Consider the following 10,313-nt stretch of genomic DNA (forward strand, 5'->3'; position numbering starts at 1 on the left):
ATGATGTCAGCTGCCATTAACTCCTGCCATTCAGAATCTTGTTGATAGTGAGAGAGCATTATATCGGCTTGACTTTTGAGAATATTCCTCCGTTCAGTCATTGGTAACTTCAGAAAAGCAAGACGCTGTTTTAAGGATGGAGAGATATCTTCGGTGCTAGAAGCATCAGAACTAACTTCTTCAACCAAAATAACTACCTCAACAGTTTGTCCTACAGTCAGCTCTGGAGATTCAATTTCAATTCTATTTCCCGGTAGGACTTTTGCTGTCGTGTACAAAGTTGATTTAACCATTTTAAGCCTTCTCTTTAAGTATTGTTGTTAATATAGCTTATTAAGATCGGCGACCGCACTTAAACCTACAGTTTCAATCAATGTGCATGGTGCGTTCCCCAAAATCGATCGCTGGAGCAGTAGGAACCACTTTGGGGAACGCACCCTACGGCTGTCTGGTGCAACGATGAGTTATGTTTTTTGTTGTTTATCCAGAAACTTAGTCATTGCTTCTGATATCGGTTGCTCGCAGATAAAATCGCCGAATTCCTGCTTAAAATCAGACCAAGATTCGGATAACAATCCTTTGCGTCTCCAATACGGATGGAACCATATCTATTGCATAGCGTATCCTGCTGGGTTATCTGTCCATTCACGGTATCGGAAACAGGTTGCTCCGATACATGGAATTCTAAAATCGCCTGTAAAAGGCCTTGCTTCTGGATGAAGCCACAAAAAAGCAACATGCTTCGGGTCATTTTCTTCGCCTTCATAACCATATTGCACAAAGTCGTATCTAAACTCTCGCCGGAAAAAACATGCTATTTTATAAACAGCTTTACGATATTGTATCGGGGATTTATATGTTATCCGAATAGGATTTAACTCTATTTTTTTCGGCGAAATTAATGGAGATATAATATTCACCGAATCTGGATTTATAGCTAAAGGCTTCATTATGCTGACTCCTTTTCAAAAAACATAACTACATATTACACGGAAAATTTCTGGATAACACTCCTCAGAGTAACGATATGGGTCAACTTTTGGCATATCACCCCATCTAGGCGCAATCGCCAGAACTTTTCCCTATATCACGCCCAAAAGCCTGTTAGCCAGATTAGCATATTGTCAAAAACCTTGTTTAACTAAATTCCTGACAATTAGGCCAATTCTAGCGACGATTATTCGATCTGACCGCACCCCTTGACAAAAATTTATCATTATTCGATTCGTTTAATTGTCGGGGGACTCTGTAAAGATTTTTTACTGGGAAATCCACACCCAGTAACAAACTTTTTGCCGCAAACCCTAATTCAAACCTTTGCTCCTGTACTTTTAGCAGCACAGGAGCAAAGCTGAAAATAAAAATTAATAATTGTCCTCATCGGTGATAACTTCCACGGGAATCACTTCTTCTAACACTTTCTCCTGCATTTCTTGGCGACGAATTGGTATTTTGGTTTTTTCCAATTCCGGTAAAGCGACTAATTCCCGTTGTTTTTCCCGGACAGTATTGGGTAACAACATCGGTAAAGGTTCGGGAGTTTCTAACCAGTAGCTGGCTACCGGTAGGGTATGTTCTAAATCTTCCAATAAACGGGGAATAATCATCACCGCGTGCAGTTCACCGATTTTCTCTGCTTCCCGCATTCCCGCATCAATGGCCACGGCCACATTAGCGACCGAACCCCGGATAATGGCCGTACACAAACCATCCCCAATTGTTTCGTAGGAAGCTAACTGCACATCGGCGGATTTTAACATGGCATCGGCTGCCCCCACCATAGCAGGAAAACCGCGGGTTTCCAACAGACCGATCGACATATTGCTCAGTTTGCTGAAACCCCGTTGACTTTGGGCAATTTCGGCTAAACGGCTACCAATGGGGAAAATTACCTCTAAATTGGGCATCGGTCGGGGAATAACCGATTTAGATACCAATTGTCCGAACTGTGCGGCGGTTTTTGCCCCTTCTTCCACTGCTAACCGCACATCGGCAATATTACCACGCACGATCGCCGTACAGTGACCACCGCCAATTTTTTCGTAACCCACGAGGGTAACTTCTGCCGATTTTAGCATCATATCCGCCGTCCCGACGATCGCCGGAAAGCTGAGGGTAGAGACTAAACCCAAGGCACTATCTTTGGGGTGACGCTTGGTTTTCATCGTCCTTTGACCGGGGTTAGTTGTGGACGAGGGGGGAATGCTTCCATTAACTCTTAATCTAGACATTGAAGATAAACTTGCCCTAACAGGTACGAAGGGGGTGATTGTCAGCTATCCTGTTACTATCTAGTCTATCCTGTTAACCTTAATTGCTATTGAAGATTTTTGAGGGATTAGATAAATTTTAGTTATTGTAGCTTGATCAAGTTGTCTATGACAGAACAGCCTCGCAGTACAGATGATCGAATCAGCGAAACGGAAGCGACCGAATTAATGCGCTCGCTGCTTCATAAGGAAGGAAATTGGGTGAATTGGGGGCAAAAATGTCAAAAACTGCAAAAAGCTGGCTACGATTCCCAGTTAATTTTTGAACAAACCGGTTTTCAAAATGCCCAACAAAATTTAATTATTGTCGCTGCCCAAGTTTTTGAGAGTTTAATCAAAGCGGGGGCAGCTGAAGATTTGTTAAGTTACTACATCGGGCCGCGCAGTGATGTGCTATACGAATTGCGGATTCTCAACCAAGAACAAAGATTGGGGGCAGCGAAATTAGCGGCAGAAAAAAGGATTGAGGTGGCTGAAGCACACGATATCGCCAAAGCTATCCAAGATTTTTCCCGTTTATCCCAGATTCCCAGTGAATTTACTCGTCATCCTGGAGATGCGATCGCTTACCAGTGTTGGAAACGGGGCAAACAAAAGCGAGATTTAGCCGAAAGAGCGAAATTAATCGCTAAAGGGTTGAAATTTGCCCATTCTGACTCGGCTAGACAGGCGATCGAGTCTTTACTACAAGATTTTACCGTTACTCCCACCCGTAGCGCTCCCCTGCTGCCCGTCCATCGTTTACAGGATGAGGACGAATTAGCCAGAATTATTCCTTTAGTAGGAAGATTTCCGGTGACGGTAACTGATATAAAACACACAGAAAGTTTGAGCGTCGAGGAACCTTTTCGACTGGTAACGGTGGGGGATAAACAAACGATTGTGCCTCTCCCCGGTTGGCAAGCAATTCTCAAGGCGATCGATCCTGTAGCTATTTTATGGCCTAGCGATCAATTACCTCGATCGATTGCCACCAGGTCCGAGGAAGTGTTATTAGTGATCGATCGAGTTTTGTCCGAATGGGATGTGAACAATTATTATCTAGTGGAGAAGGATAATGCCGTTTTTTTACAATGGTTTGATAGTTCGCCCGATGTCACCATACTAGGTGAATTGGTCTTGATTTTAAGAGCAAAAAATATCCTCGATGAAAAAAACATCACCGAACCCTGGCAAATGGACGACTAAATCAGTGATCAGTGATCAGTAACCAGTGATCAGGTTTAAGCTATTAGTTATGAGTGGGAATAAGAAAATAGATAAACTGATAACTGAATCGAATAAAACTGGTCACTACTAACTTGTAGCTGACGGCATAACTTAAGAAACTAAGAGACATTTTTCAAGGAAAAAGTAACAAAGAGGACAAAGGAGACAGGAGACTCGGAGACAGGAGACAAATTTACCATACTTTTGCCTTTTGCCTTTTGCCTTTTGACTCTTGCCTTTTTCTGGCTGACAACTGATAACTGATAACTGATAACTGATATATGCGTGCAGTAATTTGTGGATATTATGGGAGAGGAAACGGAGGAGATGAGGCATTATTAGTGTCTCTATTGCAGATGCTGCCGTCAGAAATTAAACCTATTGTTTTGTCAAATAATCCCAGAGAAACCAGTCAACGTTATGGGGTGGAAACCTGTCCTAGTCGGGATTGGTGGCAAGTTTTTCAGACTCTTAAAAAAGCCGATATATTTATCTGGGGTGGCGGCAGTTTAATGCAGGATGTCACCAGTTTTGCCAGTCCAATTTATTACGGTGGTTTAATGGCTCTTGCTCAATTATTGGGCTTAAAAACTATTGCTTGGGGGCAGGGAATTGGGCCATTAAATAGACCTTTTACCCGTTGGTTAACCAAAAAAGTCTTGCAACAATGTAGTTTAGTTAGTGTGCGCGATGATATATCGGCTCATTTAGTCGCCAATTGGGGTATTCGTCCCATTGTTGCCCCCGATCCAGTATGGGCTTTAGACGCTCAATCAGTCAAGGGATTATCGGATTTACCCGCCCCAAGAATCGCCGTCAATTTACGTCCCCATCCCCTATTAACCCCGGCAAAGTTAGATAAATTAACCCAAGCTTTAATTGATTTGCAAACCAGTACGGGGGCGTTTATTCTCTTAGTCCCTTTTCAAAAGTCGCGGGATTTGCCCCTCTGTGAAGCTGTAGCCCGTCAATTAAGGGAAAATCATCAAATCATTAGTTTAGAGGATCCAAGACAGTTAAAAGGCTTATTTCGCGGGGTAGAAATGGTGATCGGAATGCGCTTTCATAGTTTAATTATGGCCGCGGCAGAAGATTGTCGTTGTTTTGCCCTTAGTTATGATCCGAAAGTGTCGCGATTAATTGCCGAAGTACCGATGCCGGGTTGGGAATTAGATCAGTTACCAGAGGCAGTTAATGATATTAGTGCCACTTGGATTGATTTTTATGCCAATGGAGAGGGATTAACCAGCGATCGCAAACATTTTTTAATCGATCGAGCTTTAATTCATCGAGAAATTTTATCTAGATTGGTGAGCTAATTTTTATGTCGAGTGCGATTACCGATGCCAGGGCTATTTCATTCTAAAAAGTCTCAAAATATGCTTAAGTCCTTGTTGTGGCATAGGTTTTGATCAAGGGGAAAGGAGGCACTCGGCACATCCCCATCCTGCTTCGGTCTCGTGTGGGGACTTCCCGTGCCATATTTTCGTTAAGGGCAGTAAAGGGATCGTTAAATCAATCAGAAATTGTTATAGCCCATTTCCTCCAGAGCCTAGCATAGAGGGGAAACCTCCTTTATCCCTAGGTAATTGCATGAATGGACTACAACAACAGATTATCAGTCTTGAGCAGAAAGTCGAGCGTTTACAGGATATTGTCGAAAGCCTCAGCCAGCAAATTGCTATCCTAGCTGGGGATAAATCGAGTCATTCCCGGCGAGAATCCCTGGAAATGGTCGGTTTTTCCGAGTTATCCGATAATAGCCTCTACGATCATAAAGATATTCTCCGGGATCACGGTGGCAAACAAGCGCCAGCTGTCAATGGCGATAATTCTTTTGCCGATGAAATCCAAATTCGCCGATTAACGGCACAATTGACAGCGGCCTACAATCGCATTGCCGCCCTCGAAGAACAATTACTCAGCTATCGCATCCATTCCTAGTTAATTGCTGCCCAGAGGATGGGGTAAACTGGGCAAGGTGGGATTAGTCGGCAAATTGGGCAAAGGATTGCTATTTTCCAGGGTGGGATTATTAGCCTCCCCCGATAGAGTCGCTAAAGCCACACGATCACCGCCTACCTGTCGCAGTAGGTCTAAAACCCCAACCACTTCGTTATAACTGGCATTTCTGGAGGCATTCAGTACCATCAGTCCATTGGGACTATATTGATGATAATTCTTGATCGCCTCGAACAACTGGGCGCGAGTCACCATTTGTTTTTCGACGTAGAGTTGTCCGAAATCATCGAGACTAACCACCAACATTTCCCGCATCGGGGTGGTGGCGGTACTAGCTTTCGGTAAATCGAGACTGATAGCCTGTTGGCGAGATAATCCCACTGCACCGAGAATAAAGAAAGTGAGGATACAGAAAATTACATCGATCAAGGGAATGATATTAACCTGCACATCCTCTTGAATGCGGTGTTGATCATGCCATAATTTGAGCGGACGAGCCGTAATATGGCTACTTTTTGGCTTTTTGTGGTTAAGAGATTTAGTTTCGGCCATGCTTGATAAGGGAGAGATTTAGCGATCGAGAGGTTTTTCTAGGTTAGCACTGAGGGCGTATTGTTGGTCTTCTTGGTGTAACCAGCGTTGGCGGTAGATAATTTCTAAATCACTGCCGGCCTTGCGAAAAATTCGGGCTTGATTGAACCAGAGTCCCTGAAAAACACGATAGAAAGCGAGGCTAAAAATAGCGACAATTAGGCCGGTAGCGGTGGAAATTAAAGCTTCACTAATACCTAAAGTTACTCCCGCCGTCGAGGAAGTTCCCAGGTCACTTAATTGAATATTGGCCAAAGAGGTAATTAAACCGAGTACCGTCCCTAATAATCCTAACAGGGGAGAAAGGGCAATGACTGCCTCAAGGATTTTATCGCCCCGTTTCATTAGGGATAATTGTTCATCGGCAGCCGATTCGAGGGCAAAGTGAAAAACCTCTGGATCTGGATTTTCTAAGCGCAGGGGTGCGTAGAGATAGCTACCAATGGGGTGATTGCGGGAATCTCCGGCGACTTTTGCCGCCAAATCCCAGTTACGGATGGCGGATTCCATAATGCGATTTAAAATCTGGCCCTCACTGAGGAGAGTACGACTCCAAAACCAAATTCGTTCGATAATAGTGCTAAGAGCTAAAATAGACAGAAAAAGCAGCGGCCACATGGCCACTCCGCCTTTTTGGATTAAATCAGTTATACTCACGAGTTGTTTTGTTCCTCCAATACCGGGCGATTCGGGCTTGATTATTTAGTTTAAGATTTAAGTCGATCGATTGACATTTATACTTTTTATACCATTTTTCAAAAATCGTGCCATACTTAAGGCGTTTCTCCTAAAGATGAAGTATAACCTGATAGGGCATCCTCTACTGTCTCGGAGTCTCGACTAGGAAATTAATTCTGCACGACTACTTATAGCCGTTATCAGTTTTTTAGCCGCCGGCTGTTTTTGATTACTTGCCAAAAACCCCACCTTCTGCTGCAAACTAACGTCGTCTCAACAAATTTTTCATCTCTCCCCAGATAGAAAGTTGACCACCTAGACTAGAGGGATGGGTGAAAATTCCCTGACGGGGACTGAATAAAAAGGCCAACATAAATAGGCTAAAAGCGACAAGCACGATCGCTGGTCCAGAGGGTAAATTCCAGTAATAACTTAAATACATCCCACTGATACTAGAAATAATACCCACACCCACACCTAAACCCATGACTTGATGGAGACGGGTAACTAAAAGATAAGCAGTGGCCGCGGGGGTAATCAAAAGGGACAAAACGAGGATTACTCCCACCGCTTGGAGACTAGCAACGATGGTCAGACCAATCAGGAGCATTAAGCCTAAATCTAATAAATTTACTGGTAAACCCGCCGCTTGCGCCCCGATTTTGTCGAAAGTGTAGAATAATAGTTCTTTATACAGGAGCAAAACGGTTAACAAAACGATAACGGCAATAATTAGGGTATCGCGGATGTCGGCAGCAGTGACACCCAGAATATTGCCGAAGAGAAAGTGATTCAGGTCAATTTTGTTGTTTTTTTGGATGAGAGTGATCAGGGTGATGCCAAGGGCAAAAAAAGCCGAGAAAACGATCCCCATGGCCGCATCTTCTTTGATTGGGGAACGATTACGGATCAAGTTAATCAGTAGAGTACTGACCATTGAGGCTAGTAAAGCACCCAGTAGCAGATTAAAATTACCAATAAAAGCGATCGCTAATCCGGGTAAGACCGAGTGACTGATGGCATCGCCCAAGAGGGCCAAACGTTGTACCATCAGGTAGGTTCCCACCACCGCACAAATGATCCCGACGATGATGGCTTCAATTAGGGATCTCTGCATGAAACTATACTGTAAGGGTTCGATTAATCCTGTTAATAGATTGTTGCCCATGAATCTGCCTTGGGGTTAAATTTTTCTGATTCTCGATCGAGGTTTTGCTCCTAGGGTCTATCTTCTAAATCGGGGGAGAAGATAGGTTAGGATTAGGATTAATTGTAAGTTTTTTCGCTCCTAACTGCCGCCATGGATACCCCCGTTCTTTCCTCAACTTTTTTTCTGACTCTCCTGCTCATGGTGGGATTATTCTTTTTTATTCGCGGTTCCGTCAAGGAGCGTATCGAACAGCGTGTCTATCTTACCAGTACCAGTGACGACCAACTATTAGAACAACTGCGAGATTATTTTGACCGACGTTCCTATCAAGTCAAGGCGATCGAACCCGAACAGAATATTGTCAGATTACAGGGTTTTGTGCCGCCTAGCCCCTTTCTAGCGATATTTTTGACAATTTTAGCTGCCTTGGGTTTATTTTGCTTCTCACTGGTGTTATCGGTGTTATTTCCCGATACTAATCCCTATATTTTTGCTCTTGTGGGTTTATCTCCCCTCGCGGGTGTTTTCTATTGGCAAAAAGTCGGCCGTTTAGAGGAAGTGGCTTTTAAAGTAGAAAGCAAATCTCAGCAAACGGAATTAACTGTCAAAGCCCATCGAGACGAGTTAAGACAACTACAAGATAGTTTAACCTTTCTAGAAAGACAATAAGCTTTTTATGTCCTATGAACGCCTAATTTATCTGGCCGATACCGATGCGGCCGGTGTGGTTTACTTTGCCCATCTTCTCTCGATCTGTCATGAAGCCTACGAGTTTTCTTTAGCACAATTTGGCATCAATATTAAGGATTTTTTGAAAGATTCTCCGGTTGCCCTACCGATTACTCAAGCGGAAATCCAGTTTTTTCGTCCCCTTTTTTGTGGCGATCAAATACAGATTGATTTCACTGCCCGATCCCTGAGCGAAAACGAGTTTCAATTGCAGTATAAAATTTATTTGGCTGAAATCATGGTCGCAAAAGCGAAAACTCGCCATGTGTGCATCGCTCCCACCGCTAGAAAAAGAATCCCTTTACCGGAATCTTTAAAACATTGGTTAGGATATTTATCAACCCTAGAGGAGACTGGTATTTAAGGGATGATTTGGGCAGATTTAACGATAATTTTAACTAGGGATTGGTGGCACAATGCTTGGCAATTATTTAACCTTAGCACCGGGAGGATTATCTGGAATTCTTTTCTGGCCTTTATCCCCTTTATCCTTAGCTTTTGGCTATTTCGTATCGCCCTCGATCGTTCCCTACTCTGGTGGTTAATTCTCTTAGTTTTCCTGCTTTTTTTACCCAATGCTCCCTATATTCTCACCGATAGCATTCATTTAATCTCTTATGTTCAGCAGGATTACGCCAAAAGTTTAATTTTTTTAGTTTTAATTCCCCAGTATAGTATCTTTATTTTCCTTGGCTTTCAGCTATACGTTCTCTCCTTACTTAATTTAAAAAGTTATTGTCAGCAAAGTCAGCTAAATTCAGCAGTTTTACCCCTAGAAATAACTCTCCATTTTTTAAGTGCGATCGGTATTTATCTAGGGCGTTTTCTCCGGCTGAATAGTTGGTATCTAGTCACTCAACCGCAGCAACTATTCTGGAGTTTGCAGAATTTACTGACTCAAAAACCTTTGATATTCATCTCTATCTGTTTTTTAATTATTTGGGTACTATACGAAATCAATAAAAGGCTTTACAATCGATTTTTTGGCTACAATTAACGCCTATCGGGGATTTCGACCCTCTCCTAGTCTCTTTCCGATTAATTAAAAGATAGTAGGAAGACAGAGATCAATTGGCCGCAGCGAAAGTAGTCGTGCAAAATTAATTTCCTAGTCGAGACTCCGAGACAGGAGACAGGAGACGGGAGACGGGAGACGGGATACAGCTATTAGGGATCGGATTTGAGTTTTCAGTTCACTGTTTACTGATCACAGCAGAAGTCTGACGGAGTAGTGGCTTAGATGTGTAATTAATTGTGCTTAGATACTTATGATCATCGAAAATTTGGGTCTGAAACCCCGCCGTTTTAGGTTGGCTTTGCTGTTAAATATGAGCATCGTTTACGAAATATATGCTAAAATATGAGACATGGAAAAAGCCTATTCTTACCGATTTTACCCCACACCCGAACAAGAGTCGCTATTGCGGCGCACATTGGGCTGTGTAAGATTAGTTGACAACAAAGCTCTCCACGAACGAACACAAGCTTGGTACGAAAAGCAAGAAAGAGTAGGCTACGCTCAAACTTCTTCAATGCTAACCGAGTGGAAAAAACAAGAAGAATTAGAGTTTTTAAACGAAGTTAGCTGTGTACCTTTACCACAAGGTTTAAGACATTTACAAACAGCTTTCACTAATTTCTTTGCTGGTCGTACTAAGTATCCTAACTTTAAGAAAAAACATCAGGGAGGAAGTGCCGAATTTACCAAATCAGCCTTTAAATTT

14 protein-coding genes are annotated in these 10,313 nt (G+C 42.9%); 8 read left to right on the plus strand and 6 right to left on the minus strand.

Annotated features, from left to right (window positions below; genetic code table 11):
- Positions 1-293 (minus strand): hypothetical protein (locus O9332_RS27360; RefSeq protein WP_288028169.1); only part of this gene is annotated, 293 nt, incomplete at its 3' end.
- Positions 294-608: 315 nt separating this feature from the next.
- A complete protein-coding gene (locus O9332_RS27365; RefSeq protein ID WP_288028171.1) occupies positions 609-950 on the minus strand; it encodes a hypothetical protein in 342 nt (113 codons plus the stop codon).
- Between the two features lie 249 nt (positions 951-1,199).
- Here O9332_RS27365 and O9332_RS27370 point away from each other — a divergent pair, with 249 nt between their 5' ends.
- Positions 1,200-1,355 (plus strand): hypothetical protein, encoded by a 156-nt coding sequence (locus O9332_RS27370; protein WP_288028173.1) that lies wholly within the window; start codon positions 1,200-1,202, stop codon positions 1,353-1,355.
- 9 nt (positions 1,356-1,364) lie between these two features.
- Here O9332_RS27370 and ccmO read toward each other — a convergent pair whose 3' ends face one another.
- A complete protein-coding gene (gene ccmO, locus O9332_RS27375) occupies positions 1,365-2,165 on the minus strand; it encodes a beta-carboxysome assembly protein CcmO (RefSeq protein ID WP_002753877.1) in 801 nt (266 codons plus the stop codon).
- A 213-nt stretch (positions 2,166-2,378) separates the two neighbouring features.
- Here ccmO and O9332_RS27380 point away from each other — a divergent pair, with 213 nt between their 5' ends.
- The 3 genes from O9332_RS27380 (at position 2,379) to O9332_RS27390 (ending at position 5,423) form a co-directional block, all read left to right on the plus strand.
- Positions 2,379-3,458 (plus strand): RuBisCO accumulation factor 1, encoded by a 1,080-nt coding sequence (locus O9332_RS27380; protein WP_288028175.1) that lies wholly within the window; start codon positions 2,379-2,381, stop codon positions 3,456-3,458.
- Positions 3,459-3,760: 302 nt separating this feature from the next.
- Positions 3,761-4,798, plus strand: coding sequence for a polysaccharide pyruvyl transferase CsaB (csaB, locus tag O9332_RS27385; protein ID WP_288028177.1), 1,038 nt, complete (start codon positions 3,761-3,763; stop codon positions 4,796-4,798).
- A gap of 274 nt (positions 4,799-5,072) precedes the next feature.
- The gene (locus O9332_RS27390) at positions 5,073-5,423 is read left to right on the plus strand and encodes a hypothetical protein (RefSeq protein ID WP_002760665.1); all 351 of its coding nucleotides are present in this window, start codon (positions 5,073-5,075) and stop codon (positions 5,421-5,423) included.
- On the opposite strand, the gene O9332_RS27395 is transcribed toward O9332_RS27390, so the two are convergent.
- From O9332_RS27395 to O9332_RS27405, 3 genes are all read right to left on the minus strand, one after another.
- Positions 5,424-5,993, minus strand: coding sequence for an ExbD/TolR family protein (locus O9332_RS27395; RefSeq protein WP_288028180.1), 570 nt, complete (start codon positions 5,991-5,993; stop codon positions 5,424-5,426).
- An 18-nt stretch (positions 5,994-6,011) separates the two neighbouring features.
- A complete protein-coding gene (locus O9332_RS27400; RefSeq protein WP_002760669.1) occupies positions 6,012-6,650 on the minus strand; it encodes a MotA/TolQ/ExbB proton channel family protein in 639 nt (212 codons plus the stop codon).
- Between the two features lie 322 nt (positions 6,651-6,972).
- Positions 6,973-7,878 (minus strand): metal ABC transporter permease, encoded by a 906-nt coding sequence (locus O9332_RS27405; protein WP_004163173.1) that lies wholly within the window; start codon positions 7,876-7,878, stop codon positions 6,973-6,975.
- A 132-nt stretch (positions 7,879-8,010) separates the two neighbouring features.
- On the opposite strand from O9332_RS27405, the gene O9332_RS27410 reads away from it, so the two are divergent.
- From O9332_RS27410 to O9332_RS27425, 4 genes are all read left to right on the plus strand, one after another.
- Positions 8,011-8,529 carry a cofactor assembly of complex C subunit B gene (locus tag O9332_RS27410; protein WP_002734244.1) on the plus strand — a complete coding sequence of 173 codons (519 nt, stop codon included), beginning with the start codon at positions 8,011-8,013 and terminating at the stop codon, positions 8,527-8,529.
- Positions 8,530-8,536: 7 nt separating this feature from the next.
- Entirely contained in the window at positions 8,537-8,953 is a 417-nt protein-coding gene (locus O9332_RS27415) for an acyl-CoA thioesterase (RefSeq protein ID WP_002760673.1), read from the plus strand.
- 3 nt (positions 8,954-8,956) lie between these two features.
- Positions 8,957-9,586: a DUF1361 domain-containing protein gene (locus O9332_RS27420; protein ID WP_288028182.1), complete on the plus strand. Its 630-nt coding sequence runs from the start codon at positions 8,957-8,959 to the stop codon at positions 9,584-9,586.
- A 370-nt stretch (positions 9,587-9,956) separates the two neighbouring features.
- Positions 9,957-10,313 (plus strand): RNA-guided endonuclease InsQ/TnpB family protein (locus tag O9332_RS27425; RefSeq protein ID WP_288028184.1); only part of this gene is annotated, 357 nt, incomplete at its 3' end.

The organism is Microcystis sp. LE19-10.1B, from assembly GCF_027530565.1.
Lineage (GTDB): Bacteria > Cyanobacteriota > Cyanobacteriia > Cyanobacteriales > Microcystaceae > Microcystis > Microcystis aeruginosa.

What these genes read in the sequence shown, in the direction of transcription:
- ccmO (WP_002753877.1), bottom strand. Translation starts at nt 2,165, where the DNA reads ATGAAAACCAAGCGTCACCCCAAAGATAGTGCCTTGGGTTTAGTCTCT.
- O9332_RS27390 (WP_002760665.1), top strand. Translation starts at nt 5,073, where the DNA reads ATGAATGGACTACAACAACAGATTATCAGTCTTGAGCAGAAAGTCGAG.
- O9332_RS27415 (WP_002760673.1), top strand. Translation starts at nt 8,537, where the DNA reads ATGTCCTATGAACGCCTAATTTATCTGGCCGATACCGATGCGGCCGGT.
- O9332_RS27405 (WP_004163173.1), bottom strand. Translation starts at nt 7,878, where the DNA reads ATGGGCAACAATCTATTAACAGGATTAATCGAACCCTTACAGTATAGT.
- O9332_RS27420 (WP_288028182.1), top strand. Translation starts at nt 8,957, where the DNA reads ATGATTTGGGCAGATTTAACGATAATTTTAACTAGGGATTGGTGGCAC.
- O9332_RS27380 (WP_288028175.1), top strand. Translation starts at nt 2,379, where the DNA reads ATGACAGAACAGCCTCGCAGTACAGATGATCGAATCAGCGAAACGGAA.
- O9332_RS27395 (WP_288028180.1), bottom strand. Translation starts at nt 5,993, where the DNA reads ATGGCCGAAACTAAATCTCTTAACCACAAAAAGCCAAAAAGTAGCCAT.
- O9332_RS27410 (WP_002734244.1), top strand. Translation starts at nt 8,011, where the DNA reads ATGGATACCCCCGTTCTTTCCTCAACTTTTTTTCTGACTCTCCTGCTC.
- csaB (WP_288028177.1), top strand. Translation starts at nt 3,761, where the DNA reads ATGCGTGCAGTAATTTGTGGATATTATGGGAGAGGAAACGGAGGAGAT.
- O9332_RS27400 (WP_002760669.1), bottom strand. Translation starts at nt 6,650, where the DNA reads ATGTGGCCGCTGCTTTTTCTGTCTATTTTAGCTCTTAGCACTATTATC.
- O9332_RS27365 (WP_288028171.1), bottom strand. Translation starts at nt 950, where the DNA reads ATGAAGCCTTTAGCTATAAATCCAGATTCGGTGAATATTATATCTCCA.